Annotated in this window: 21 protein-coding genes and 1 pseudogene; 8 read left to right on the forward strand and 14 right to left on the reverse strand. The window is 69.5% G+C overall.

The window, feature by feature from the left end; all coding sequences use genetic code 11:
- The 8 genes from G3I53_RS02580 to G3I53_RS02615 all read right to left on the reverse strand — a co-directional run.
- Nucleotides 1-900, reverse strand: a 900-nt coding sequence (locus tag G3I53_RS02580; RefSeq protein WP_343240541.1) for a caspase family protein, incomplete at its 3' end; no start/stop codon positions are given.
- Nucleotides 901-913: 13 nt separating this feature from the next.
- Nucleotides 914-1,348, reverse strand: a complete 435-nt coding sequence (locus G3I53_RS02585) for a hypothetical protein (protein ID WP_203592692.1) — start codon at nt 1,346-1,348, stop codon at nt 914-916.
- A gap of 168 nt (nt 1,349-1,516) precedes the next feature.
- Nucleotides 1,517-4,240 carry an aconitate hydratase AcnA gene (gene acnA / locus G3I53_RS02590; protein WP_164338666.1) on the reverse strand — a complete coding sequence of 908 codons (2,724 nt, stop codon included), beginning with the start codon at nt 4,238-4,240 and terminating at the stop codon, nt 1,517-1,519.
- Between the two features lie 530 nt (nt 4,241-4,770).
- On the reverse strand, nt 4,771-5,655 hold the full coding sequence (locus tag G3I53_RS02595; RefSeq protein WP_164338667.1) for a branched-chain amino acid aminotransferase: 885 nt from the start codon (nt 5,653-5,655) through the stop codon (nt 4,771-4,773).
- Nucleotides 5,652-7,034, reverse strand: coding sequence for an ATP-grasp domain-containing protein (locus tag G3I53_RS02600; protein ID WP_164338668.1), 1,383 nt, complete (start codon nt 7,032-7,034; stop codon nt 5,652-5,654). The genes G3I53_RS02595 and G3I53_RS02600 overlap by 4 nt, the downstream gene beginning before the upstream one ends.
- 17 nt (nt 7,035-7,051) lie before the next feature.
- On the reverse strand, nt 7,052-8,152 hold the full coding sequence (locus G3I53_RS02605) for a DMT family transporter (protein ID WP_164338669.1): 1,101 nt from the start codon (nt 8,150-8,152) through the stop codon (nt 7,052-7,054).
- A 164-nt stretch (nt 8,153-8,316) separates the two neighbouring features.
- Nucleotides 8,317-9,687 (reverse strand): DUF6421 family protein, encoded by a 1,371-nt coding sequence (locus tag G3I53_RS02610; RefSeq protein WP_343240542.1) that lies wholly within the window; start codon nt 9,685-9,687, stop codon nt 8,317-8,319.
- The gene (locus tag G3I53_RS02615) at nt 9,684-10,265 is read right to left on the reverse strand and encodes a bacilysin biosynthesis protein BacA (protein WP_164337330.1); all 582 of its coding nucleotides are present in this window, start codon (nt 10,263-10,265) and stop codon (nt 9,684-9,686) included. The genes G3I53_RS02610 and G3I53_RS02615 overlap by 4 nt, the downstream gene beginning before the upstream one ends.
- Before the next feature lie 252 nt (nt 10,266-10,517).
- Here G3I53_RS02615 and G3I53_RS02620 point away from each other — a divergent pair, with 252 nt between their 5' ends.
- The 3 genes from G3I53_RS02620 to G3I53_RS02630 all read left to right on the forward strand — a co-directional run bounded on the left by G3I53_RS02620 (nt 10,518) and on the right by G3I53_RS02630 (nt 13,865).
- Nucleotides 10,518-10,715 (forward strand): DUF4236 domain-containing protein, encoded by a 198-nt coding sequence (locus G3I53_RS02620; RefSeq protein WP_164337331.1) that lies wholly within the window; start codon nt 10,518-10,520, stop codon nt 10,713-10,715.
- 64 nt (nt 10,716-10,779) lie between these two features.
- The gene (locus G3I53_RS02625; protein ID WP_164337332.1) at nt 10,780-12,309 is read left to right on the forward strand and encodes a UDP-N-acetylglucosamine 1-carboxyvinyltransferase; all 1,530 of its coding nucleotides are present in this window, start codon (nt 10,780-10,782) and stop codon (nt 12,307-12,309) included.
- A gap of 698 nt (nt 12,310-13,007) precedes the next feature.
- Complete coding sequence (locus G3I53_RS02630) at nt 13,008-13,865, forward strand: hypothetical protein (protein WP_164337333.1); 858 nt, start codon at nt 13,008-13,010, stop codon at nt 13,863-13,865.
- On the opposite strand, the gene G3I53_RS02635 is transcribed toward G3I53_RS02630, so the two are convergent.
- From G3I53_RS02635 to G3I53_RS02650, 5 genes are all read right to left on the reverse strand, one after another.
- Nucleotides 13,853-14,710, reverse strand: a complete 858-nt coding sequence (locus G3I53_RS02635) for an aldo/keto reductase (RefSeq protein WP_164337334.1) — start codon at nt 14,708-14,710, stop codon at nt 13,853-13,855. The genes G3I53_RS02630 and G3I53_RS02635 overlap by 13 nt on opposite strands.
- Nucleotides 14,644-15,840, reverse strand: coding sequence for a cupin domain-containing protein (locus G3I53_RS02640; RefSeq protein ID WP_164337335.1), 1,197 nt, complete (start codon nt 15,838-15,840; stop codon nt 14,644-14,646). The genes G3I53_RS02635 and G3I53_RS02640 overlap by 67 nt, the downstream gene beginning before the upstream one ends.
- Nucleotides 15,841-15,925: 85 nt before the next feature.
- Nucleotides 15,926-16,093: a hypothetical protein gene (locus G3I53_RS33145; protein ID WP_203592339.1), complete on the reverse strand. Its 168-nt coding sequence runs from the start codon at nt 16,091-16,093 to the stop codon at nt 15,926-15,928.
- 126 nt (nt 16,094-16,219) lie between these two features.
- Nucleotides 16,220-16,513 carry a hypothetical protein gene (locus tag G3I53_RS02645; RefSeq protein WP_343239668.1) on the reverse strand — a complete coding sequence of 98 codons (294 nt, stop codon included), beginning with the start codon at nt 16,511-16,513 and terminating at the stop codon, nt 16,220-16,222.
- A gap of 44 nt (nt 16,514-16,557) precedes the next feature.
- On the reverse strand, nt 16,558-17,049 hold the full coding sequence (locus G3I53_RS02650) for an ATP-binding protein (protein ID WP_164337337.1): 492 nt from the start codon (nt 17,047-17,049) through the stop codon (nt 16,558-16,560).
- A gap of 255 nt (nt 17,050-17,304) precedes the next feature.
- Between G3I53_RS02650 and G3I53_RS02655 the strand changes: the two genes are divergently transcribed.
- Together G3I53_RS02655 and G3I53_RS02660 are read left to right on the forward strand one after the other, a co-directional pair.
- Nucleotides 17,305-18,648: a transcriptional regulator gene (locus G3I53_RS02655; RefSeq protein WP_164337338.1), complete on the forward strand. Its 1,344-nt coding sequence runs from the start codon at nt 17,305-17,307 to the stop codon at nt 18,646-18,648.
- 71 nt (nt 18,649-18,719) lie between these two features.
- Complete coding sequence (locus tag G3I53_RS02660; protein ID WP_164337339.1) at nt 18,720-19,892, forward strand: serine hydrolase domain-containing protein; 1,173 nt, start codon at nt 18,720-18,722, stop codon at nt 19,890-19,892.
- A gap of 126 nt (nt 19,893-20,018) precedes the next feature.
- Here the strand turns inward: G3I53_RS02660 and G3I53_RS02665 are convergent, their stop codons facing one another.
- Nucleotides 20,019-22,739, reverse strand: a complete 2,721-nt coding sequence (locus G3I53_RS02665) for a CHAT domain-containing protein (protein ID WP_164337340.1) — start codon at nt 22,737-22,739, stop codon at nt 20,019-20,021.
- Between the two features lie 281 nt (nt 22,740-23,020).
- Here G3I53_RS02665 and G3I53_RS02670 point away from each other — a divergent pair, with 281 nt between their 5' ends.
- The 3 genes and pseudogenes from G3I53_RS02670 to G3I53_RS02680 all read left to right on the forward strand — a co-directional run.
- Nucleotides 23,021-23,782 carry a DUF6338 family protein gene (locus G3I53_RS02670; protein WP_164337341.1) on the forward strand — a complete coding sequence of 254 codons (762 nt, stop codon included), beginning with the start codon at nt 23,021-23,023 and terminating at the stop codon, nt 23,780-23,782.
- A gap of 187 nt (nt 23,783-23,969) precedes the next feature.
- On the forward strand, nt 23,970-24,425 hold the full coding sequence (locus G3I53_RS02675; RefSeq protein WP_343240543.1) for a protein kinase: 456 nt from the start codon (nt 23,970-23,972) through the stop codon (nt 24,423-24,425).
- A 437-nt stretch (nt 24,426-24,862) separates the two neighbouring features.
- Nucleotides 24,863-25,736, forward strand: a pseudogene (locus tag G3I53_RS02680) (IS3 family transposase); the annotation flags it as partial.

Here is a 25,736-nt window from a genome sequence, read left to right on the forward strand (position 1 = left end):
CGGGCCCGGCGCGGGGGGCCCCGGGGCCGGGGGCTCCGGCGTAGGTGACTGCGGCGCGGCGGGCCGCTCGTGGCGCGGCTCGGGCGAGGGCAGGGGTTCGGGCGAGAGCACGGGCTCGGGCGTCCGCTGCCGCTGCTGACGCTGCTGCCGTTGCTGCTGCGGCCGGACGGACCGGGCCACGACCACCTGCCGTTCCACCTCCAGCCACATCTGCGGACGTTGGGCGACACCGGCGGCCCGCAGCTCCTCGTAGACGTGGTCGTAGAGGTCGTGGACGCCGATCAGGCCGTCCCCGTCGCGGTCCGCCTCGCCGGTACGCAGGCCCTCGACGACCGCGCCGGTGAACCGGGAGTGCTCCGGCTGCTGTGCGGTGACGTGCCTCCCCTCCCAGGCGTATTCGGTCCGGTTGGTCGCGGTGATCACCACCCGGCCGTGACCGGCCAGTTCGTCCCGGACGTGCACGGTGGTGTCGCCCTTGGCGCCGGGCAGGAAGGCCCCGCTGTAGCAGCAGTCGAGGAGCAGGACGATGGAGCGGGCCCGGCAGCGGCTCATCTGCGTGTGCAGGAACGCGGCCGGGACGGACGTGGAGGCGAGCAGGCGGGGGTCGGTGTCGGCGGTGGCGAAGTGCAGTTCGCCGCTGTCGTTCTTGACGCCGTGGCAGGACAGGTGCAGCAGGAGCAGGTCGTCGCGGCGGCGGTCGCGGAAGAAGACCTCGATGGCCCGGGCGACCTCGTCGTGGCGGCCGTCGACGACCGTGCCGACCTCGAAGTCGCCGATCAGCGGGTCCTGAAGGACCGCTGCCAGTCCTTCGGCGTCCCGGGTGGGCGACCGCAGGAGGCGCAGGTCGGGGTGTTCGTAGTGGCCTGTCGCGACGAGCAGGGCGTGACGGTCCGCGGCCACGGTCGCGGTGTCCTCAGTCTCCCTGCCCGGCCGCGGCGTCCGGCTCGGGGGCGGGTGCGTCCCGTTCGGGGGCGGGTGCGTCCGGCTCGGGGGCGGGGGCGTGGGCGGCCAGGAAGGCGTCGATGAGGCGCTGCTGGTCGCCGGTGGAGACGGCCTCCAGCTCCAGGGTGTCCTCGCCGAGGGTGATGCTGACGGTGCGCACCGGGCGGTTCTCGATCCAGGTCCGTACGAGGTCGAGCGCCGCGCGCAGCGCGAACGGCAGCGCGGTCACGGCGAGCGCGCCGACGGCGACGGCGTCCACCGGCTTGGCCCCGTCGGGGACGGCGCCCGAGCGGTCCAATGCCACGTCGTCGACGTCCAGTTCGAGCAGTCGCTCGCGCAACTGGAGGGTCAGCCCGTCGAGTTCCTCCTGGTCGCTGTCCCGGCTGCCCGTCAGGACAAGACGCATGCGCTCCGTGCGGTCCACCGCCACCCCCGTCGTCCGGTGAGGTGTCAGCGTACAACGGGCACGACGGCGCGAGGGCCGCATCCCCGCTGCCGGGGATGCGGCCCTCAACGTGTCCTCACCGTGCCCTCAAGTGCTGGGCCGTACCGGGCTCGTGGCCCGGTGTGCGGCCTACTTGCGGATCAGGCCCCGCAGCACGTACTGCAGGATGCCGCCGTTGCGGTAGTAGTCGGCCTCACCCGGGGTGTCGATGCGGACGACCGCGTCGAACTCCACGCCGGTGTCGGTGGTGACCTTCACCGTGCTGGGGGTGGTGCCGTTGTTCAGCTCGGTCACGCCGGTGACGGAGAAGGTCTCCTCGCCGGTCAGGCCGAGGGAGTCGGCCGTGTGGCCCTCCGGGAACTGCAGCGGCAGGACGCCCATGCCGATGAGGTTCGAGCGGTGGATGCGCTCGTAGGACTCGGCGATGACGGCCTTGACGCCGAGCAGCGCGGTGCCCTTGGCCGCCCAGTCGCGGGACGAGCCGGAACCGTACTCCTTGCCCGCCAGGACGACCAGCGGGATGCCGGCGGCCTGGTAGTTCTGCGAGGCGTCGTAGATGAAGGAGACCGGGCCGCCGTCCTGCGTGAAGTCGCGGGTGTAGCCGCCCTCGGTGCCCGGCGCGATCTGGTTGCGCAGGCGGATGTTGGCGAACGTGCCGCGGATCATGACCTCGTGGTTGCCGCGGCGCGAGCCGTAGCTGTTGAAGTCGCGGCGCTCGATGCCGTGCTCCGTGAGGTACTTGCCGGCCGGGGTGTCGGCCTTGATGGCGCCGGCCGGGGAGATGTGGTCGGTGGTGACCGAGTCGCCCAGCTTGGCGAGCACGCGGGCGCCGGAGATGTCCTCGACCGGGGCCGGCTCCATGCCCATGCCCTCGAAGTACGGGGGCTTGCGCACGTAGGTGGACTCGGCGTCCCACTCGAAGGTGTCACCGGTCGGGATGGGCAGCGCCTGCCACTGGGCGTCGCCGGCGAAGACGTCGGAGTAGGACTTGGAGAACATGTCCTCGCCGATGGCGTTCGCCACGACGTCGTTGACCTCGGCCTCGGAGGGCCAGATGTCCTTCAGGAAGACCGGGTTGTTGTCCTGGTCGTAGCCGAGGGCCTCGCGGGTGATGTCCACCTTCATGGAACCGGCGATCGCGTAGGCGACGACCAGCGGCGGGGACGCCAGGTAGTTCATCTTGACGTCGGGGTTGATCCGGCCCTCGAAGTTGCGGTTGCCGGAGAGCACCGAGGTGACCGCGAGGTCGTGCTCGTTGACCGCCTGGGAGACCTCCTCCGGCAGCGGGCCGGAGTTGCCGATGCAGGTGGTGCAGCCGTAGCCGACCAGGTTGAAGCCGACCTTGTCGAGGTAGGGGGTCAGGCCCGCCTTCTCGAAGTAGTCGGTGACGACCTTGGAGCCCGGGGCGAGGGTGGTCTTGACCCACGGCTTGCGGGTCAGGCCCTTCTCCACCGCCTTCTTGGCCACCAGGGCGGCGGCGACCATGACGTACGGGTTGGAGGTGTTGGTGCAGGAGGTGATCGCGGCGACGGTGACGTGGCCGTGGTCGAGCTCGTACTCGGTGCCGTCGGCGGCGGTGACCTTCACCTTGTGGCTGGGGGCGCCGTTGGAGATGGCCGGGGCGTCGGAGGCGGGGAAGGACTCCTTGCTGGCCTCGTCGACGTCACCGCCGTCCTTGACGTAGTTTCGGACGTCCTGCGCGAACTGCGCCTTGGCGTCGGCGAGGACGATGCGGTCCTGCGGGCGCTTCGGGCCGGCGATGGACGGCACGACCGTGGAGAGGTCCAGCTCCAGCTTCTCGGAGAAGTCGGGCTCGGCCTTCGGGTCCAGCCAGAGGCCCTGCTCCTTGGCGTACGCCTCGACCAGCGCGACCTGCTCGGCGGAACGGCCGGTCAGGCGCATGTAGTTGAGCGTCTCACCGTCGATCGGGAAGATCGCCGCGGTGGAGCCGAACTCCGGCGACATGTTGCCGATGGTGGCGCGGTTGGCGAGGCTCGTGGCCGCGACGCCCTCGCCGTAGAACTCGACGAACTTGCCGACGACGCCGTGCTTGCGCAGCATCTCGGTGATGGTGAGCACCAGGTCGGTGGCGGTGGTGCCGGGGTTCAGCTCACCGGTGAGCTTGAAGCCGACGACGCGCGGGATCAGCATGGAGACCGGCTGGCCGAGCATGGCGGCCTCGGCCTCGATGCCGCCGACGCCCCAGCCGAGGACGCCGAGGCCGTTGACCATGGTGGTGTGCGAGTCGGTGCCGACCAGAGTGTCGGGGTAGGCCTTGCCGTCACGGGTCATGACGACGCGGGCCAGGTGCTCGATGTTCACCTGGTGGACGATGCCGGTGCCCGGGGGGACGACCTTGAACTCGTCGAACGCGGTCTGGCCCCAGCGCAGGAACTGGTAGCGCTCGCGGTTGCGGCCGTACTCCAGGTCGACGTTCTGCTTGAAGGCGTCGGGGGTGCCGAACTTGTCGGCGATCACGGAGTGGTCGATGACCAGCTCGGCCGGGGCCAGCGGGTTGATCTTGGCGGGGTCGCCGCCCAGCTCCTTGACGGCCTCACGCATGGTGGCGAGGTCGACCACGCAGGGCACGCCGGTGAAGTCCTGCATGATCACGCGGGCCGGCGTGAACTGGATCTCCTGCGACGGCTGCGCCTGGGAGTCCCAGGAGCCGAGCGCGCGGATGTGGTCGGCGGTGATGTTGGCGCCGTCCTCGGTGCGGAGCAGGTTCTCCAGCAGGACCTTGAGGCTGTAGGGAAGGCGGGCGGAGCCCTCGACCTTGTCCAGCCGGAAGATCTCGTACGACTCGTCGCCCACCTGCAGCGTGCTGCGGGCGTCGAAGCTGTTCGCCGACACGACAGTCTCCTTCATTGATGTGCGCGTACCACCACACCGCGACCCCACGCGGCTGGCGCCGCGTGGCGCCGCCACGACGTCTCGACCGATCCGCTAAGGTGAGGCTAAGTTAGGCAATCCTTACCGCCGCGGCGGGTGCAGTGCTCCTCGGTAGATATCTCGATGTCGAGATAACTCTAGTACACCGAGGCCGAATGGTCATGCGCGGGCCCCGGTGCGCCCGTGTGTTGCGTCACGCTCCGAGTGCCCCCGACGGGGGCGCCCACGACCGCGCGGGGGCGCGGATGTGTGCGGGGCGCCCGCCGAGGGGTGCGGCCGGCGGCCGGACGGTGAGGGCGGGAGCCCCCTCCTCGGAGCGGGTGAGGGGACGGGGCGTGTGGGGCGCCCGGCCCCGGAACGGCTGCCGCCCGCCCGTCCTCGTGGGGGCCACCGCCCGCCCGTCGTAGCCGCTCCCGCCCGCCCGTACTCGTTGGCCGCTCCCGCCCACCCGTACTCGTTGGCCGCTCCCGCCCGCCCGTCCTCGTTGGCGGCTACCGTGCCCCGGCTGAACGGGTCAGTTCCGTGTACGCCTTGGACAGCATCGCGGTGACGTCGCCGACCTCGAAGGCGTGTCCGTCCACGGCACGCACCGGCTGCACCTCGTAGGCCGTGCCGGTGAGGAAGACCTCGTCGGCGTCGCGCAGCTCCCCGGGCCGTATGTGCCGTTCGTGGACGGTGATCCCCAGATCCCGGGCGAGCGCCAGGACCGTCTGCCGGGTGATGCCGTCGAGGAAGGTGTCCGCGATCGGCGTGTGCAGGGACCCGCCGGCCACCAGGAAGAGATTGGCCCCGGTGGCCTCCGCCAGGTGTCCCCGGTGGTCCAGGAGCAGGGCGTCGTCGCAGCCGGCCGCCTCCGCCTCGTCGCGGGCCAGCGTGCCGATGGTGTACAGCGACGCCGCCTTCGCCCGGACCGGGGCGGTGTCCGGGGACGGGCGCCGCCACCGGGACGTGTGCAGCGTGATGCCGCGGCTGTGCGCGTCGCCGGAGAACACGTGCGGCCACTCCCAGGCGGCGATCGCGACGTGTACGGACGTCCCCGCCCCGGACACCGCGATCTGCTCGCTGCCCCGCCAGGCCACGGGCCTGACGTAGCCGTCGGCGATGCCCTGCCGCCGGACCGTCTCCTCCAGGGCGGCGTCCAGGCCGGTGACGCTGTGCGGGACGGCGAAGTTCAGTTCCCGTGCGGAGGCGTGGAACCGCCGGAAGTGCTCGGCGGACTTGAACGGCCGGCCGTCGTACACGCGGATGCCCTCGAAGACTCCGCCGCCGTAGTGCAGGCCGTGGGAGAGGACGTGCAGGCGGGCGTCGCGCCACGGCACGAACGCCCCGTCCAGCCAGATCACGCCGTCGCGGTCGTCGAACGGAACGGAGGTCACTCGGGCCCCCCGTGGTCGGTGCCGTCGGTCCTGTCGGTCTTGGCTGTCCTGGTGGTCCTGCCGGTCCTGGCGGTGGCGTCGGTGCCCTGGCCGTCGTCCGTCTCGTCGGTGAACTCGATGCGGATGGACCGTTCCAGGAACCGGTGGAACTCCTCGGCCTCGGCGATGTCGGCGTGCCGGGACAGCACGAAAGCCGGGTAGCCGGTGAAGTCCGGGTAGGGCCGCACGACGTCGCCGGGGAACAGCATCTGCACGACGTGGTCGACCCGGGGGTCGTCGCGCAGCTCGGCCAGGCCGCGGATCGCGCTGATCCGGCCGGAACCGCCGCACGGGACGATGTAGTTGGCCGCGGCCCCCACGGGCTCCGGCGGCGGGCCGGAGGCCAGGGGCTCGGTGGCGGTCCCGGCGGCGATGCGCAGTGCCTGGGCCGCGAAGTCGATGCCGGTCACCCCGGAGGCGATGTACTGGGACACCCCGGAGCCCCCGATCCGGGCGCCCATCTCCAGCAGATACGGCGTCACACCGCCCCGCAGCCGCAGCTCCGTGTGGGTGGGCCCGTCCGTGATGCCGAGGGCCCGGTGCGCGGCCGTCACCTCGCGGCGGATGTCCTCCTCGACGTCGGCGGGCAGGGACGCCGGCGCGCGGTAGACGCCCTCCTCGAAGTGCGGGCCCTGCGGGTCGCCCTTGTAGCCGATGGTCAGGATCCGCACGTCACCGCCGTGGGCGAGGGACTCCACGGCGAACTCGGGGCCGTCCAGGTACTCCTCGAGGACCAGGCCGTCGACCCGGCCCAGCTTGCTCGCGCAGGTCCGCCACACCTCGTCGACCACGCCCTTCAGGTCCCCCGGCGACTCCGCCTTGGTCACGCCGAGGCTGGAGAAGCCGTGGGCCGGCTTCACCACGACGGGGAAAGCCAGGCGCGCCGCCTTCTCCCAGTCGTCCGGGTGGTCCAGCCGGACGAATCCCGGCACGTTGAGGCCCGCCGCGGCCAGCCGCTCCCGCATGACGCGTTTGTCCTGCGCGCCGAGCGCCACGTCACGGCCGATCCCGGGCAGCCCGAGCCGTTCGGCGGCCTCGGCGACGAACGGCACGGCGGGGTCGTAGAGCGTGACGACGCCCTGGAAGGGGCGCTCCTCGTAGCGCCGCCGCAGGGCGTCCAGCGCCCCGGCCGGGTCGGCCTCCACGTCCAGCCGCAGGACGTCCACCACGGCGGGCGGCAGCCGGTCCTGGGTCACCGTCTCGTCGGGCCGGGGCACGAGCACGAGGTCGATCCCGGCCCGCTCGGCGCTCTCGAAGACCCAGGGCAGCGAGGTGCGCTGGTAGACGAGGACGAGGGTGGGCCGGGTGGGCCGCGCGCGTCCGGGGTGGTGCGTCGTCATCACGTGGTCCTTTGCCGTCACGATGGTCCTTGCCGGGTGTGCGCCTCGGCTCCTTGCGGGAGGCCGGCCTCGGGTCCCTGCGGGAGGCGGGTGTTGGTTCCGGGCGCCGGGAGGGTGTCGTCGTCCGCGGCTGCCGCTGATGCCGCGGCCGCCGCCGATGCCGTGGCTGTCGTGGGTTCCTCAGCCGCCGTGGCTTCCTCAGCCGTCGTGGCTTCCGCGGCGCGGGGGGCGGGGCGGGCGCCGCCGATGGTGAGCCACACGCCGCCCGCGCACAGCAGCAGCATCAGCAGCACGAGCGGTCCGGGCGCGGGCTCGCGGCCCAGAGCCCACTCCCCCAGGCGCACCAGGAATGGCACGGCCAGTGCGATGGCCGAGGTGAACAACGGCCCCTGGCGCAGGATGAGTTCGTGGGAGATGAGGAAGACCGGAGCGGTGAGGACCGCCCCCAGGGCGGCGATGCCGCCCCAGTCCGCCGCGGAGACGCCGCCGAGCGGGACGAACAGCACGACCGTCAGCCCCAGCATGACCGTGCCCGCCCCGGTGATGGCGGGCAGGGCCGCGACCGGCGTCAGGTCCGCCATGCGCCGCCGGTAGACGTAGCCGTACACGGCATAGGTGAAGGTGCCGCCGAGGGCCAGCAGCCCGCCGCCCACCAGCGCGCCCCCGTCGGCCCCGGAGCCCGCGCCGTCCCCGGCGGGGGCGTCGGCCAGGGCGTATCCGCAGGCCGCGAGCACGGCCAGCACCGTGCCCATGACCTTGCGCCGCGTGGAGGGCTCACGAAAGGCGACGATCCCGATCACGAAGGTGATGCAGGGCAGCAGGGAGACGATCAGACCGACCCGGGAGGCCCCGATGACGCCGGTCCCGAGCAGCGTTCCGGAGTAGTACGCGAAGAAGCCGAGGAAGGCCAGCAGCAGCACGCCGCCGACGCGGGCGGTCGCGGCCCGCACCTGGGGCCGCGACCGCGGGTACAGCAGGGCGATGACGGTGATGACGACGAAGCTGGCCGCGGTCCGGCCGGCCGCCACCAGCAGCGGCGGGGCCCCGTCGACCAGGTGCCCGGCGAGCACCCAGCCGGCCGCGAGCAGGGCGACCATCAGCACCGACAGGACGGGCACCACAAGGCGCCCTCCGGGATCCTTTCCGGGACCGACTCCGGCGCCGCCTCCGGCGCCGCCTCCGGGGTCTCCTCCAAGGCGTCCGCCGGGGTGGCCGCCGGGGTGGCCGCCGGGGTGGCCGCCGGGGTGGCCTCCCCGGCCGGCGGCCGGCCGGGGAGCGGCCCTCACCATTCCGCCCGCTCGAACTCCAGCGCCGGCATCCGGTCCAGCCCCTGCTTGGCGCGCAGCAGGACCCGCTGGTCCTCGGTGAAGGTGTACCGCCGACGGGGGGTGCAGGCGGAGGTGACCGGGCCGGCCTTGACGGGCTCGGGCGCGGGCAGGTACCGGCGGACCAGTTCCCTGGCCGCCGCGCGGTACTCGTCGTCGGTCGTGACCTCCGCCTCCAGCGCCTCGACGGTGGCGACGAACGCGCGCAGCGCGTCGATCGCCTTGGCCCGGTCGAAGCGCAGCAGGCCGCCGTCGGCCGGGGACCCGGCCAGCGCACCGTGCTCGCGCAGCCAGGAGTAGAGGAGGACCCCGGTGCCCGAGTCGAAGTTGCGGGTGGCGTCGTCCGCCTGCGGATAGCGGAACACCCGCTCCAGCAGGATCATGTCGATCTGCTCGGCGGCGAACGGCACGACACCGCTGTCGGCACAGGCCAGCACGGTCTTGGCGTCGACCTTGATCTCCTCCAGCAGGCCGACGAACCAGTTCATCTTCAGCGAGATGTGCTGGTCGAACGGCCACAGCCCCTGGTAGTGCATCGAGTCGTGCAGATAGCCCCAGATGGCGCGGGCCTCGAAGCACACGTCGGGGTCCAGCCCCGTGGACGCGCGCGGCAGGGACTCGGGAGTCAGGACGGCCGCCGCTCCGGGCAGCGCGTACGTCTCGTGGATCTTCCGCATCTTGTTGTAGAAGAACATGGCGTATGGCTGCTCGGTGATCTTGTCGTGAGCGGCCACGTTCTCCGGGAAGAACACCAGGCAGTTGCCCTGCCGGAAGCCCGCGCTGCCGGTGATCAGCAGCAGCGACTGGCAGTTGTTCCGGGGATGCGGATACGCCTGGGCCAGCTCCGGCAGCGCGGCGGGCTCCTTGCGCAGGGCGAAGAAGCAGTCCAGCCGCTTGCCCACGGGCGGCGCGCTGTTGGTGCTCTGCAGCGGGGCGAGGAAGAAGACGGCGGAGCCGTCCTCGGGCACGGGCAGGGCGTCCCGCGAGCGGGCGAAGTGCGGACGGGTCGCGAGGCCGGCCGCGAGCCAGTCGTCGACGTCGGCCGCCAGGGCGGTGGCCTGCTCGTCCCGTCCGTGCCGCGTGTACCAGGCGCACGCCTCGTCGCGGATCCGGCCGAGCAGGGCGTCGTCCTCCGCGGTCGCGCCGGGCACGGTCCCGTCGTCCGTCTGCCGCCGCCGGAATCGGTCGACGTCCGGTATGAGGGACCTCGTGAGTTCGTCGGCGTCGGCCAGCAGCTCCGGGGGGACCGGAGCGGCGGCGGTCGCAGGGGCAGTCGCAGTGGTACCGATCGTGGTGGTGGCAGCGGCGGTGGCCGTGGTGTCGGTCACAGGGCCGCCCCCGCCGGGAGCAGCCGCTGGTCGTCGCCGACACCGACCGCCAGAACCTGGTGGACGGTGAACACCATCGGGACGGCGCCGAAGTCCCGCACCACGCGCAGTCCGTGGTTCCGGGCCGCGACGATGGTGGTGATGCAGCCCTCGACACGGCCTTCGGCGCACTCGATGGCCGCCCGGGAGTTGCTCAGCACCTCCCGGATCTCCGTACCGGCGGGCACGAGGCCCGTGGGCGCCGGGTGCGAGGCGACCGTGGCGGGCACGTCGGCCCCGCGGGTGGCGAGCACCATGTTGTGCGTCGGCATGATGAAGCTGTCGACCATGTGCAGGCGGTGCAGGTTGCCGAACACCAGGGTGTGTAACGCCGGATAGACGGCGCAGGCGACCAGCGCGTGCTCCCCGTCGTCGGGAACGGCGTCCAGCGCGGTCTCGATGGAGGAGTGCAGCTCCACCGTCCCCCGCACTCCGCGCCGTCGCAGCCATTCGTGGGACGCGGCTTCCAGATTCGTGCCGCGCGGGCCGAGTGTGTGCAGGTGCCGGACATGGTCCGCCCCGCTCTTCGCAAGCCTCATGAGCTCCCCCGTGAGTATCGGTGCCGGACACGCACGACCGCATCAGGTGCCGGCCGTGCAGAGGTCTCGAACAGAAGAACATGCTCCAAAGGAGTGATCAAGCCATTACAGACAGGCCCTCGTGTCGCATGTCCCGTGTCTCACCTTCTCGCCTTCTCGGGGCCCGGAAGTCGGCCGAAAGCCATCAGTGGGCCGCCTCGGGGTATCCGAGCCGGGGACGGAGCAACTCCCCCGACTTGAACGGAGGCAGGCATGCCGCTTACCTTTCGCAAGAGCTTTCGGATCCTTCCGGGAGTGCGGCTGAACATCAACAAGCGGTCCTGGTCCATCACCACCGGCAGCTCGAAGGGCCCCCGGTACACCCGGAGCAGTACGGGACGTCGTACGACATCGGTGGATTTGCCCGGCCCCTTCGGATGGCGTCGCACCCGCCGGACCAGGGGACACTGACGTCACGTCACCCGAATGGACCCCCCAAGAGGTGCCATCTCATATCTGAGATAGCCTCGACCCCATGGCAGACGACTACCTCGTACGCATCGGCAAGCTCATCCGCGACGCCCGTCAGCACCGGGGCTGGACGCAGGCACAGCTGGCCGAGGCGCTCGGCACCAGCCAGAGCGCCGTCAACCGCATCGAGCGCGGCAACCAGAACATCAGCCTTGAGATGATCGCCCGGATCGGCGAGGCCCTCGACAGCGAAATCGTCTCCCTGGGCTACGCCGGACCGATGCACCTGCGCGTGGTGGGCGGCCGGCGTCTGTCCGGTGCCATCGACGTGAAGACGAGCAAGAACGCGTGCGTGGCCCTGCTGTGCGCCTCGCTCCTCAACCGGGGCCGCACCGTGCTGCGCCGCGTCGCCCGCATCGAGGAGGTCTACCGCCTCCTCGAGGTCTTGAACTCCATCGGCGTGCGCACCCGTTGGATCAACGACGGCGTCGACCTGGAGATCGTGCCGCCCGCCGAGCTGGACCTGGACGCCATCGACGCGGACGCCGCCCGCCGCACCCGCTCCATCATCATGTTCCTCGGCCCGCTGCTGCACCGCATGGACCGCTTCAAGCTGCCCTACGCGGGCGGCTGCGACCTCGGTACGCGCACCATCGAGCCGCACATGATCGCGCTGCGCCGCTTCGGCCTGGACATCGCCGCGACCGAGGGCCAGTACCACGCGATGGTGGACCGCTCCGTCAGCCCCGCCCGCCCGATCGTGCTGACCGAACGCGGGGACACGGTCACCGAGAACGCGCTCCTGGCCGCCGCCCGGCACGACGGCGTCACCGTCATCCGCAACGCCTCCTCCAACTACATGGTCCAGGACCTCTGCTTCTTCCTGGAGGCGCTGGGCGTCAAGGTCGACGGCATCGGCACCACCACCCTCACGGTGCACGGCGTGCCCACGATCGACGTCGACGTGGACTACTCCCCCTCCGAGGACCCGGTCGAGGCGATGAGCCTGGTGGCCGCCGCCGTCGTCACCGAGTCGGAACTCACCGTCCGCCGCGTCCCCATCGAGTTCCTGGAGATCGAGCTCGCGGTCCTGGAGGAGATGGGCCTCGACCACGACCGCACCCCGGAGTACTTCGCCGACAACGGCCGTACGCGCCTGGTGGACCTGACCGTGCGCCCCTCCAAGCTGGAAGCGCCGATCGACAAGATCCACCCGATGCCGTTCCCCGGCCTGAACATCGACAACGTCCCGTTCTTCGCGGCCATCGCGGCGTCCGCCCAGGGCCAGACCCTCATCCACGACTGGGTCTACGACAACCGCGCCATCTACCTGACCGACCTCAACCGCCTCGGCGGCCGCCTCCAGTTGCTTGATCCGCACCGCGTCCTGGTCGAGGGCCCCACCCGCTGGCGCGCCGCCGAGATGATGTGCCCGCCGGCCCTCCGCCCGGCCGTGGTCGTCCTCCTGGCGATGATGGCGGCGGACGGCACATCGGTCCTGCGCAACGTGTACGTCATCAACCGCGGTTACGAGGACCTGGCGGAACGGCTGAACTCGATCGGGGCGCAGATCGAGATCTTCCGGGACATCTGACCGACGGCTGCCGCCGCACCCAATGCGATCTGCACGAATGCGGGTCTGGAAGGGGTGCGGCGGCGCCTCTGGGACTTCTCTGCGACTTCGGGTCGGGGCCGGGCTGTTCCCGGTTGCTTGAGAGCTACCGAAGACGGCGTCCACGGCGGCGCTGCCACGTGCGCCCGCGCGGGGCAGGACGGCGAACCGTCTTCTACGCAGGCTCGACGCTCGCCCCCGGTCTGTCCCTGCCCCGCATCCGGGACCGGTTCGACGCGACTGACGACGCGGTGGCGTCGGACAGCGCCCATCATCAGGACCATCTCCCGCAGCGGCCCACACCGTCCGCCGCCCGGCGCACTGCCACACACGCGGCACGGGCGGCCCTGCTCGTTATCGACCACGGCGAAAGACGAGCACAAGCTGGCCCCTACCAGTCGGCTACCGATGCCCTACGGTCACGTCGACCCCTCACCCGAACAAGACCAGTCTCCGGTCCACCCACCGCACAACCCGGACTACAGGGACGGCGTGGTCGATGAACGCGACGACGTCTTCGGGGGATGCCGGGGCGGAACTGGCGGTAGTGCCCGGTGGTTTCCGGTGAACCGGCTCATGTGGGCCGCCGTCCTGTGAGGTGCTGGATGGATGTAGCTGACGGTTGCCGCCGGTCCTCGTGTTGGACTGCCTCCCGCCGCATCGCTGCTACGGTCGCGTGTATGACGCTCTCGGTCTCCACGGGTCAGGCTGTTGACCTACGGGTGCAGCCGGTTGACGAGGTTCTTGATCGCGTCGCGCGGTCTCTCCAGGTGCGCCTGCTCCCGGACACGGTGGTGCGCAAGCGCCGGTCCGTGGGAGCCCGGACAGACCGCGATACCTGGGTCCGGGTCGAGCGGCGCTCGCCCGACAAGATCGCCGATCAAGGGTGGAACGGCACCGAGTGTGCCGCCCGTCTGGAAGGCGTCGCCCAGCCGACATGGCAGGGGTGTGTGGTCTGGCGGGACGCGGATGGACCGGTGATGTGGCGGGCCGACGAAACCGGCCTCCTGCCGGCCGCTCCCGTCGGAAGCGCCGTCTTGAGCGAAGCGCCGGAACTGCCGGATGAGTGGTGGGAGGCGTTGAACGCCTCGCTTGACGCGCTGGCGGCTCACAGGACGAGGCGGGTCGCCACACCGGAGACCGACACCATCACCCAGGAACTGGTCACCGAGTCCATCCGAGGTGCCTTCTCCGGCGACTTCGATACGGCCGTCCAGCGATGGGTGCCGGCCCATGCGGACCTGAACTGGGCCAACGTGACCGCTCCGGTGTTCAGTCTCTTCGACTGGGAGGACTGGGGGAACGCACCGCAGGGGCTGGACTCCGCCTCACTGTGGGCGAGTTCGCTTGCCGTCCCCGCTCTGGCCGATCGCGTACGGCAGGAGCGCCAGCGCGACTTCGAGAGCCGGGACGGCAGGCTGATGACGTTGTTCGCCTGCTCGAAGATCCTCGGGCCGTACGCACATCCGAAGGACCCTCGGCTGGAACCCGCGCGGCGCATGGCCGAGCAGGTCATCGAGGAGCTTCAGGCGGGCTGACCCTGCGAGCGGTCACGAAGGAGTCTTCGGTACTGCTGGATGGTCCGCTCCTCGACTTCGCCGGTCAGGGCGCCGACGAGTTCGCCCAGATGGGTGGGTTCGTCGGTGCCCACCGCAACGGAGCCAACCCGTGGGAGGTGGTAGGCGGTCCGGAAGGCTGCCTGTACGCGGGAGAGTCGGCTGCTGTCCCGTAGGAAGGCGCGCGGGTCGATCCTGGCCCACACCGGGGCGCTGACGCTGCCTCCGAAGGGGCTCATCCCCCACACCGCACCGTCGCCCAGGTCCCATGCCTTGATGAGGACATCAGCGGCATCGAGCGTTCCGACTCCGACCAACAGGCCGGCGCGGACCATGAGGATCGACGGCTTCGGTGCGGTCGGGTCGATCAGGTTCAGCAGCGGTGACGGGTTCCAGGAGGCGACGCCCCAGGCGGCGCACAGCCCTTTCGCCGCAGCGTCGTCGAGGGCGGTGCACGCCTGCGCCAGCACGTCTCCGCCATGCGGGGCGCCCTCACGGAGCGAGTGTTCCGGGTTGTGCAGGAACACCAGGTCGGGCGCCCGCCCGAGGTCCTCGGCTGCCTGTTCCACCGCCGCGCGCAGTCGTACGGGCTCCAGGCAGTGCTCCCCGCCGTCCGGCCCCGGGAAGTATCCGACCTTCGTGGAGACCGTGAACTTCGGCAGCAGATCACCGGCCGTCCGCGCCAGGATCCGATGCGAGCGGAAGCTGAGGTAGTTGGTGCTGGTGTCGAGCGCGGTGACACCGAGATCAAGCGCTCCGGTCAGGAGACGGCGCTCGTGACGAGACCGGTGTAGCCCGAGGACAACTCGGGTGTCAGCACCGCGCACAGCTCCTCCTTCACCAGGATCTCGGCCAGCTCCATCACTTCGGCCCCGACGACGGCCGCCGCCCGCTCCAGCAGGACCGGCCTGCCGCTCAGCAGCGTCCGCAGCGCGGGCAGGGCCTTGACCGTGAGGATCAGCTTCTTCCCTGCGGCCACCACGTCAACGGTCTCCCCGTTCTCCATGACCCGGGGAGGGAAGTGGGTGGTGCACACCACGCCGTCGAGCGGCCCGAGGATGTCGAGGAACGGCACGTGGCGCGGCAGCGCCGTCTCCTGCTCGTACGCGGTCAGGAAGTCGACCGGGGAGCGTTCGCCGACCAGCATGGTGGCGGCCTCGGTCAGGGCCTCGCTGTCGAGTCCGTGCCAGCGGTCCAGGTCGTGCCGGAAGAGCTCGTGTTCGCGGCACCGGTCGGCCAGCCAGGCGAGCCAGCTCGCTCCGGTGCGTTTGGTGATGCCGAACGTGACGTGAAGGCTCGTTCCCGAGCCGCTGCCGGTCCGGGTCGCCTGATGCCAGTGCCCTCGGGGGATGTGCATGACGTCGCCGGCCTTCAGGAGGCCGGACCAGATGATCTCGTCGCTCGGGGTGTTGTTGGGGTCGGAGTCCCGGTACATGGGGACCTTGCGCGAGGTCGAGCGCACCTCCCATTCCTTCTGGCCCGCGAGCTGCACGATCACGACATCGTGGTCGTCCCAGTGCAGGGGGAAGCCAGCGGCGTCGTTCGTCGTCAGGTACGCGTTGACCTGCACGCGCTCGTGGGACCACCACTGCAACGCCCGGCACGCGACCTCCATCGTCGGATCGAAGACGTTGGCCTGGTCGAGGATGAGCGTCGCGCCTTCCCGCAGGAGCCTTCCGAGGCTGCGCATGTTGACCATGGGGATGCTCTGGCCCCGGGGGCTGACGCTGTCGGTGTAGTAGACGGCCGGGTGCACCTCCTCGCCCTTCTGGAAGCACCGGAACTGCGGGCGGTTGAGGCTCCTGCGCATCGCGATGTCGAGCAGGCGGTTCGGAGTCAGAAGGCGGGAGACGAGTGCAGGATCGTCCATACTCCCCCGCACGAAGCCCTTGCCCAGCTCCTCCGCTCCGCTCCATCCGATCGCTGTCTCGATGGCGCCGATCAATCGATGTTCCATCGTTGCGTCCTCCATGGGTTCGACCACGTGATGCGGACACGGTGGGGCCGGCACGGCCAGTCGTGCCGGCCCCACCGCTTGGTGCCTACTCGCTGTCGTGCAGGTTGCCGTCGCCGCCCGGCCACGGTGCGTCGCCGGAACTTCCGGCGTTGTCGGACCGGAGGCTGTCGTACCGGTCGTGGACGGCGGTCAGCTCTTCCACCGCCACCAGGAGGCCGCTTGGGGCCGGAGGCGGTGTCGTGCGCTCTGCCACCTCGTACTCCTTCCTCTTCGGTTCTCCCGCCAGGGCTCCGGCGGGAGGTGGTGGCCGCCCCACGGTCGTGGGAGAAGCGGATTTCCGTGGGGCGGCGGTCATTGGGCGACGCGATGAGCCGCCGCGCTACACCGGCGGCCGGGCAACCCGGCCGTTCATCGGCAGGACGTCCGCGTCCTGGCGCATGTTGGTCTCCAGGACCCGCTGGTCCAGTTCGTACAGACACGCGCGGCAGGCGTAGAGGGCCGCGTGCATACCGCTCGACCGGACGGGACCGATCCACGTCACCTCGACGTCGTCACGTCCACACCACAGCCAGCACTCACCACGCGCCTGCCATTCATGGCGGTCCCACAGGGTGTAGGCGGTGGGCTCCCCTGTGACGGGGTCGATGTCGCGGCGGGTGGGCCGGAACACCACATCGGGACCAGAAGGCGGAGCCGCTCGTACTGCGTGCCGCCCCATCACGCGACTGCCAGGGTGAGCGACTTGGACTCGGCTACGGCTCCACGCTTCGGTCTCAATGCGAATAACCTGCGCAGAACGGCAGCGCGGATGGCAGGCGCCGCCGTGGGAAGCACGATCTCCGCCCATACGCGCTTCCCGTGACCGGAGGGTTCCCAGGCACACCGCGCCGCAAGAAGGCCGACCAGCGCCAGGCCGCGCCCGCTCTCGTCGTCGGCTTGGGCACAACCCATTTGCGGAGCCGACGGATTGCCGTCGAGGACGTCGATCACCAAGCGACCAGGCCGGTGGTACAGCGCAATGGTGACCGGCCCCTCCCCGTGGACCACGGCGTTGGTGATGAGCTCGGAGGCGACGAGACGGATGGCGTCGACTGTCTCCTCGTCCAGCGGCACACTCCACGTACGCACCTTGTCGACGACTATGCGCCGGGCGAGGGGCACTTCCCGTTCCGTACCCGCAAGGACGAACCGATGGACGAGCGTGGGCATGGCGGACGCCTCCGAAGACTGGAGAGCGACTCCATCCCCGACGGTGATGCGGGAATGGAGCCGCCGATTCGAGGAGCCGTTCCGAGAGCGAGCGCCCTGGGCGTGCCCCACGGACGGCTGATACTCAGTCAACGGCGCCAGCTCGCACGTCGGAACGTTTCCAGGGGGTTTCTCCTCCGGAAGACGCCCTCCCCGTACACGGACACGGGAAGTAGCCTCCCAACTACGCCGTGAGGGGATGACAGGAGTGATGACGTGCCTGGTGAGCCGTTAGCAGTTCATCCGCTGAGCTTCGTCCTCCAGACGCGCGGGTGGGGGAAAGCCGAATTCGCCCGGCTCATGCAGAAGCACGGGAGGGCGCTGGGGATCCCCCTGGGGACCAACCGGACGACCGTATGGAAGTGGGAACAGGGACAGGAGCCGGACGCGGATGCCCAGCGTGTCCTCGCCGACCTGCTGCGTGTCCCGGACGAACAGGTGCGCGCGGAAGGATGGCCCCGGTGGCTCCCCGTTTGGGAGGTGACGGGGCTCACCGCTCCCTGGACCGAGGCCGGTACGGTCGAGGCGCTGTCCGATCTGGTGGGGAGTGGCCGCATGGATCGCCGGGGCTTTCTCACCATCACCGGCACCGCCTTGGCGGGGCTCGCGGCGAGTTGGGTGGACGCACCCTCCGCCTTCGCCTCGGCGTTGGGCGGTGACCGGGTCACGGACACGATGGTCTCGACGATCGAGCAGCGCATCTGTACCCTCCGCACGCTCGACGACCAGCTCGGAGGCGCTCGGCTTCTGGAGCAGGCACGCGGTGATCTCGCCCTGGTCACCGGTCTCCTCAGCGGTGGGCGGTACACCGACAGGGTCCGCCTCCGCCTGTACGCGCTGGCGGCCCGAGTGTCACACCTCACCGGCTGGATGGCCTACGACGCCGGCCTGCGATCCGCCGGCCAGCGCTACTACGTCGGCGCTCTGCGCAGCGCCCGTACCGCCGGGGACGACGCCTTCGGCACCTTCATTCTCGCGGAGATGGGAGTGCACGTCTCCGAGGCCGGACGCACCGCCGAGCGGGTCGACCTCATCTCGACCGCCATCGACAACGCTCCCCACTCGCTGTCGTCCCGCACCCAGACCTTCCTCTACCTGCACAAGGCCGAGGCGCTGTCACGCGACGGCTACCACCGCAAGGCCGGAACGGCACTGAACCGCGCCGCTTCCCTCTGGGAGCGTGACGCGGCGGAGGAGAACCCGGACTGGCTCGACTGGTTCGGCGAGGGGCAGTTGAGGTCGACCGAGGGCAAGGTCCTGTTGCGCTCCGGGCAGGTGGAGCGCGCGACGAGTTCCCTGGAGACTTCCGTGGCGAGCGCGGCTCCCCGGGACAAGGCCGTACGGTCCAGCCGCCTGGCCGAGGCGCGACTCGCCGGCGGTGACCTGGAGGGAGCGCTGGACGCCGCGAACTACGGCGCCGGACTCCTGGAAGACAGTGTCAGCTCCGTACGGGCTCTGGACCGCCTGAAGGAGTTCTCCGCGCGGCTCGAACCGCACATATACGTGCCTTCTGTCCGCGAGTTCCGCGAGCGCCTGCAGGAACTACCCGTCGTCGTCTGACAACCATCGTCTGGACACCAGGGCGAGCCCACCTCGCCGGGAAGAGCGGCCGAACTGCCAGGATGAACGGCATGACGACGATCGACGGTGAGGTGGCACCCGGATTCGAACCGGTGCGTGAAGCGTTCACGGCGAACTTCGCCCGGCACGGCGACATCGGCGCAGCGGTGTGCGTATACCGGTACGGCCGGCCGGTGGTGGACCTGTGGGGCGGCGTCGCCGACCCCGAAACCGGTCGTCCGTGGACGCGGGACACGCTGCAACTGGTCTACTCGGCGACCAAGGGTGCGACCGCGACCGCGGCGCACATGCTGGCCGAGCGCGGCGCGCTGGACCTGGACGCGCCGGTGGCGAAGTACTGGCCGGAGTTCGCTTCGAACGGCAAGGCGGACATCCCCGTGCGCTGGCTGTTGTCCCACCAGGCCGGCCTGATCGCGCTAGACCAACCGGTCCCGCTGAACCAGGCGTTGACCTGGCATCCCATTGCGGCGGCACTGGCCGATCAACGCCCCGTGTGGACTCCGGGCACGGCTCACGGGTACCACGGCCGGACCTGGGGCTGGCTGGTCGGCGAGGTGATCCGCCGAGTATCCGGCCGCTCGCCGGGCCGCTTCTTCGCCGACGAGATCGCCGCCCCCCTCGGGCTGGATTTCTTCATCGGATTGCCGGCAAGCGAGCGCGACCGGGTCAGCCGCATGGTGTACCGGCGGCCGGACGTCGACCTCACCACCGTGCCCACCGAGTCGCTTCCCGAAGAACTCCGCGAACAGGTCGCCGCCTGGCGCGACCCGAACTCATTCAGCAACAGAGCGTACGCGGTCACCGACCCCGCCGAGATCGATTTCGATTCACCGGAGGTGCAGGCCGCGGAACTCCCGGCCTCCAACGGCATCGGCACCGCACGCGCACTCGCGCGCATGTACGCTGCGCTGATTGGCGAGGTGGACGGCGTGCGCCTGCTCATCCCGGAAACCCTGGCGTCAGCGATTAAGGAGCAGGCCAGCGGACAGGACAAGGTAATGGTGATCCCAAGTCGATTCAGCGCCGGGTACATGCTGACCACCGAGGCCAACCTCATGACCGGTCCGAACGCCTTCGGCCACACGGGACGAGGCGGCTCACTCGGCTTCGCCGACCCGGAGCACGGCATTGCCTTCGGTTACGTGATGAACCACATCATCGGTGGAGCCGACGATGTGCGTGCGGCATCCCTGATCGACGCAGTACGAAGGTCACTGGCGTAACCGATTCGCCCGGGCGTGCAGGACGTCCATGAAGTCCTTTACTAAGCGCCGTCCTGGCAAATCTTTCCGTTTCCGGCATGCCCAGCCTGAGAGCACGCCGGAAGAGAGCGATGGTGAGCATATGACTCACGTAACTCCGGTGATCTTGAATGCGGCCCAGAACAGGGGGTTTTCGGCGACCTGTTGATCGAGGTGACTTCGCCAGTCCGGAAGCATCGCGTCGATGGTTGATTCGGCGGCGAACACCGGGCCTTCCTCGGAGGACGCTCGCCACCGATGTCTACGCAGGTAGCGGATGGTGTCGGTGTAAGCAGTGTGGGAGTCCGCGCCGACGCTGAGGTGTGCGTGGAGCACAGCTGAGAACACGACGCCTTGCAGGTCAGTGATGTCCCACAGGGTGGAGATGACCGCTTTCGCACCGCGGGCGATAAACGCGGACTCGATGCTGCGCAAGGTCTGCACAGTACGACCGGTTCCTTCGTGCGTGCCCGTTCTGCAAGCGTTCAGGACGATCAGGTCGACACTGGAGAAGAATCCGTCAGCGAGGACCCCGCTGGAAGTGAGCATGGCCGCCCCGAGTGAACCGCCGTGCAGAGCGAGTCCGGCAGCCCAGCGATTCGGCTGTGTGAGGCCGTGTGCCGCGACGTGAACGATCCGGGCCATGGACATCATGTGCAGAGCGCGGGCCGGGGTCGCCTCCTCCTGCGTGAGAACTTCCACGCTGTCGTGGAGACCGGCGATCACGTCGGCTTCGTACAGTGGCCCGCCGATCAGCTCGAGGCCGGGGAGGTGACCACCGCCGTGTGCCACCACCAGCACCTCGACCACGGCCGCATGCCGCTGGGAACTCTCGATGGCAGACACGAGTCGAGCCGTAGGGGCGTAGACCACCTGCTCGAAAGCATCGATCAAGGTGGAGGTGCGTGCGCTGTCGAGCGGAGCTGCGTGGAGGGGCAGTAGCTCCAGCGGAGCCGTGGGGCTGAGCACCAACCGACGGACTTCATGGGGTGCGGCCGTCTCGATGATGGCTTGTGCCGGCCCACCGCACTCGGCGACCAACTGCTCCAGGTAGTCGTGCCACACACGTCGAGGGTGATCCGGTGCTTGCCGTGTCCATTCATCGACCGCGCCGGCGAGAGGTACGAGGGGAAACTCCTCGCACGTAACCAGATCGAAGTGCGAGTGGCCCGCACGGCTCCGGCACACCGCGAGCTGAAGGGTTCCGTACCGGTTGATGAGGTGGACGAACGCTGTTTGTTCGTCCACAGAGGGCTTGTCGGAGCGGTCACTCCATCGCGCCTTGCCGTTCCCTCGCCCCGTGGCCGCTCGAAGGAGTTCCAGAGTGCGCTGCCTGGCCTCGGCAGCGGCTTTCAGCTCCGCGTCTTCATCCGGTGGGCTTTTCCTGTCGAGCAAGCCGACAGCGCGCCGAGAACGTACCCAGGCAAGGTGACGTGCGGCTTCCATGAAGGATTCGTAGTCAGCGACGTCGGACTCCAGGGCGAGCTCGTCATGGATGTCCTCACCCTTCGCGATCTCGCAGATCTGGAAGGCGACCTCTGCGGCCTGTTCGTGGCCCTCAAGGGCGATCTTCTGCCTTATCGTCTGCGTCTCGTCCCCGACCAGCCTCCGGAGCGCTGCGATCGCGGCTTCCTCGGCCCGGGCGCGCACCTCTTCCGGCAGATCGATCCGAATGCTGCCCACGGCCCCGAGCTCACCGTCGCCGACAAGCCGGACGACGCTGAGGCGGGCGTAACCAACAATCGCAAGGTGCAGGAGCTCCCAAGCGTGCTCGACCCAGGAGAGGGAGTAGGTGTACGGGACCCGGAACGGAGGGTCGGGGTCGGCCGGAAGCGTGGGGAACTCGAACCACAGCCTCAGACCGTCACCGTAGTCCTCAAGTCCGATGCCATACCGCGTTGGCGGCTCCATCAACATCCGCACGGCCGCCATATGCGTGTCCGTCTCCACTGTGGCCAGCCAGACGGGGTGAGGACCTGCCTGTTTGTGGAAGAAGCGGGTTCCGCATGTAATGATTTCCTCGGCCATCCAGTCGGGCACTGGGTCGTTCTGGGCGACGGAATCCGGCTGCCACAATAGAGCGTCATCTGATTCCAGTTCGGCTCGATGCATGCCCCAGCCCGCCCGAAGGCACTCCTCGACGTACCGTTCATCGTCCGTCATGGGCACGATCAGCTTGAGCTCATGCGCCGTCAGGTGAGATGTCAGCTGACCCATCTGGGCGTCCCACGCGTCGAGGTCCGTGCGTAAACCCGTCAAGAGCTCTGGTGAGAGGTCCGTGACGCGCTGCACGGTCTCTTCCAGATCGACGCGGTGGTGCCAGCGCTTCACGACCTCCGTGAGGTCCGGTCGGTCATCCAGCCCCGGCCTGGTGCCCAGAAAAGCATCAGGGAGAGTGATCTTCATCAAGCCTCTGGTGACGAGGAACTCCGCGCACGCCTTCGCCGTTCCGGTGGCGGACTCGTGCAGGAGATCCGGGGGCAGGTAGGCGAAGGGATCCACCACGTTGTTCAGGGCGACGTCGACAAGCAGGTCGTCCTCAAGGCACCAGACTGCTGTGAGCTCGTCGCGGACTTTCTCGCGTGAGTTCGTAGACAGTCGGCGTCCCGCCCACAACTCGATCAGCAAGGCATGCAGTCTGCCCACGTCCCACCAGCGTTCCCACGGCGCCCCACCCCTACGAACCGTGCGCAGGACAGGCATGACGAGGTCGCGGGCCACCACTGATTCGGGCGCCCCTGGGACGACGAGGCCGGTCGATCGGAGGCGATCGCCGATGGTCCGCGGAGAACTGCACCCGATGTCCTCCGTGGGGATGCGGGTCAGCACGGTGGCAAGCGTCAGTTGATCATTCGCGACCCACGAGGGGAACATGTCGGAACGGCAAGTCTCGGGTCTGAGTCCGTGGCAGACCCGAGCTGCGAGACTGTCGACCCACGTGGTGCGTATGCGAAGCAGATGGTCCCGCATCAGTTGTCCCGGCCTCCCCGACAGTGAGCAGTCGCTACGCAAGTATGTCTGCGGTACCCGCAAGTCATCGCGGAATCAGGGAACATCAGGCCACCAGGTCGCGAGGATCCTGCACCCGCCGTTCGGAAGGGCATACGACGATGCCGCACGCGCCCACCACGGTCACCCAGGTCGTGATCGTTCTTCTTCTGGTGCTCCCCGGCGTGACCTACCAGTTCGTCCGCGAACGCGCCCGCGGTCCGGTCCCGGGTCACAAAGACATCGGAGAGCGCATACTCCGAGCCGTCACCGCGGGCATCGCCCTCAACGCCCTGTACGTCGTGCTCGCCGGCCCGTGGTTGGTGCGTCTCGTCTACGACCGTCGCCGGGGCTGGCTGACCGGCGCGGCCGACAACCCTCGCATCACCGCGCTGACGGCGGCAACCCTGTTGATCGTGGTGCCGGCCGCTGCCGCCTGGCTCACCTCCTGGCTGGGCTCTCGTGGAAGCCGGTCCACCTACGACCCGACCCCCACGGCCTGGGACAAGGTCTTTCAGCGTCGGAGCCACTGTCTGGTACGCGCCCGCATGAAAAGCGGCCTCTGGGTGGGCGGGTATTACGGGGAGAGGTCCTACACCTCCGGCTACCCGGAAGCCGCAGACCTGTACCTGCAGACCACATGGGCCATGTCCGGCGCCGGATCGTTCGAACATCCACTGCCGCGTTCCGGCGGGATCTATATTCGGATGGACGATGTGGAGTTCCTCGACTTCGTCGAGGTACCTCCCGGGCCCGAAGAGGGAGACACGGCAGGTGACCGAGACACGACCGCAGTTGGACCCCAACGGGAAGAGGGGGTACCGGCCCGTCGGCAGTCGGCCCGAGCCGACGCAGGCTCCGCCGACGCCGCCTCCGGTCGCTGAGCCGGACACCGGAACCGGCACGACCGACGAAGAGTGACGCGAGGCGTCCGCCCCGCGGAACCGTCGCGCCTTCACCGCGGCCCGGATCAGGGTTCGCCCGCGTCATCCGGGCTGAGCGGCATGCCCTTCCCTCAGGGCGTGGTCTAGCTTGGCGGGGGCTGCCTGCCCCGGTTCGACCGTGCTGAAAGTGAGGCCTCAGGTGCACATCGCCCCCCTCGGTCCCGACGATCCCGCCGAGCTGGGTGGATACAAACTGCTCGGCCGGATCGGGCAGGGCGGGATGGGCCAGGTGTACCTGGGCGAATCGCCCGGCGGGGAACCGGCCGCCGTGAAGGTGATCAAGCCGTCCGTGGTCGACTCCAAGACACGGACGAGGTTCGCGCAGGAGGTGGAGATCCTCAAGACGATCTGGGACGCCCGGATCGCCGCCCTCCTGGACGCCGACCCGGAGGCGGAGCGCCCGTGGCTGGCGACCGAGTACGTCGAGGGTCTCGACCTGAGCCGGCACGTGGCCGCCCACGGCCCACTCCCCTCGCTGCTAACGGCGGCTCTGAGCGCGACGCTGGCCGAGGCCCTGGCAACCGTGCACCGGCGCTGGCTGGTCCCTTCCGGGATATTTGAGAGCCCCGTCAGTATCAGGTGATGTCTGGTCAAACCTCCCTGAGCTGCATCCATGTACGCTCCCGGGAGGTGCGACCGGGCTTCGCGGGACTCCACACCCGAATCGGAGCACAACATGCCCGCAGTCGGACCGGCGCTGCGCCGGCCCAGCGGCGAGATCGCGGACCGGGCCGGCAGGGCCGCTGTGAACGGTCCGGGGGCTCGGAGAGGAGGACATCGACGTCGTCCGCAACACCCTTGAGCACTCCCAGCCCGGCGGGGAAGCCCTCACCAGGGGTTGTCCGTGTCGTCGAGCACGGGAGCGAAGACATCGGAGAGGCTGCGCCGACGGCAACCGCTCGGCGGGGCCTGCTCCGCATTCCGCAATCACCACGCTGAGCAACTACGCAGAGGCCATATGTTCCATCACTGAACCGTTCCGGGTTCGGTAGGGACTCGATCGTTTGAGAGGATCGAGTCATGGCACGTCCTTCCCCCTACCCGCTTGAGCTGCGCCGTCGTGCGGTGCGGATGGTCGCCGAGGTGCGGCCGGAGTACGGCACCGAGTGGGCCGCGATGAAAGCGGTCGCCCAGAAGCTGGGCATCGGCACGACCGAGACCCTGCGCAAGTGGGTACGGCAGGACCAGATCGATGCCGGCACTCGGCCGGGCACCACGACGGAGGAGTCCGTCGAGCTGAAGCGCCTGAAGAAGGAGAACGCCGAGCTGAAGCGGGCCAACGAGATCCTCAAAGCCGCAGCGTCTTTCTTCGCGGCCGAGCTCGACCGGCCACACACACGCTCGTAGCGTTCATCGACGAGCACAAGGGCCGCTTCGGCGGAGTCGAGCCGATCTGCCGGGTCCTCACCGACCACGACTGCAAGATCGCCCCGTCCACGTACTACGCCCACCACAAACGCCTGACGGCACCCTCGGCCCGCACCGTTCGGGACTCCGAACTGAAGATCTTGATCCAGGAGGCGTACGAGGCCAACTACCGTGTCTACGGCGCCCGGAAGATCTGGCGGCTCTTGAACCGCCAGGATGTCGCGGTGGCCCGCTGCACCGTCGAACGCCTCATGCGCGAGCTCGGCATCGCCGGAGCGGTCCGCGGCAAGAAGGTGATCACCACGATCCCCGACGTGAGCGCACAGCGGGCCCCGGACCTCGTGGACCGTGACTTCGTCGCCCCGGCCCCGAACCGCTGCTGGGTTGCCGACTTCACCCACGTCACCACGTTCGCCGGCGTCGTCTACGTCGCCTTCGTCGTGGACACTTTCTCCCGCCGCATCGTCTGCTGGTCCGCGGCCACTTCGAAGGAGACCCGGCTCGTCCTGGACGCCCTCGAGATGGC

Origin of the sequence: Streptomyces sp. SID14436 (genome assembly GCF_010548465.1) — a bacterium.
Taxonomy (GTDB): domain Bacteria; phylum Actinomycetota; class Actinomycetes; order Streptomycetales; family Streptomycetaceae; genus Streptomyces.

Excerpts from the sequence above, each read along its gene's own strand:
- G3I53_RS02585 (WP_203592692.1), bottom strand. The coding sequence starts at position 1,348 with ATGCGTCTTGTCCTGACGGGCAGCCGGGACAGCGACCAGGAGGAACTC.
- G3I53_RS02600 (WP_164338668.1), bottom strand. The coding sequence starts at position 7,034 with ATGACGACGCACCACCCCGGACGCGCGCGGCCCACCCGGCCCACCCTC.
- G3I53_RS02615 (WP_164337330.1), bottom strand. The coding sequence starts at position 10,265 with ATGAGGCTTGCGAAGAGCGGGGCGGACCATGTCCGGCACCTGCACACA.
- G3I53_RS02620 (WP_164337331.1), top strand. The coding sequence starts at position 10,518 with ATGCCGCTTACCTTTCGCAAGAGCTTTCGGATCCTTCCGGGAGTGCGG.
- G3I53_RS02625 (WP_164337332.1), top strand. The coding sequence starts at position 10,780 with ATGGCAGACGACTACCTCGTACGCATCGGCAAGCTCATCCGCGACGCC.
- G3I53_RS02630 (WP_164337333.1), top strand. The coding sequence starts at position 13,008 with ATGACGCTCTCGGTCTCCACGGGTCAGGCTGTTGACCTACGGGTGCAG.
- G3I53_RS02640 (WP_164337335.1), bottom strand. The coding sequence starts at position 15,840 with ATGGAACATCGATTGATCGGCGCCATCGAGACAGCGATCGGATGGAGC.
- G3I53_RS02650 (WP_164337337.1), bottom strand. The coding sequence starts at position 17,049 with ATGCCCACGCTCGTCCATCGGTTCGTCCTTGCGGGTACGGAACGGGAA.
- G3I53_RS02660 (WP_164337339.1), top strand. The coding sequence starts at position 18,720 with ATGACGACGATCGACGGTGAGGTGGCACCCGGATTCGAACCGGTGCGT.
- G3I53_RS02670 (WP_164337341.1), top strand. The coding sequence starts at position 23,021 with ATGCCGCACGCGCCCACCACGGTCACCCAGGTCGTGATCGTTCTTCTT.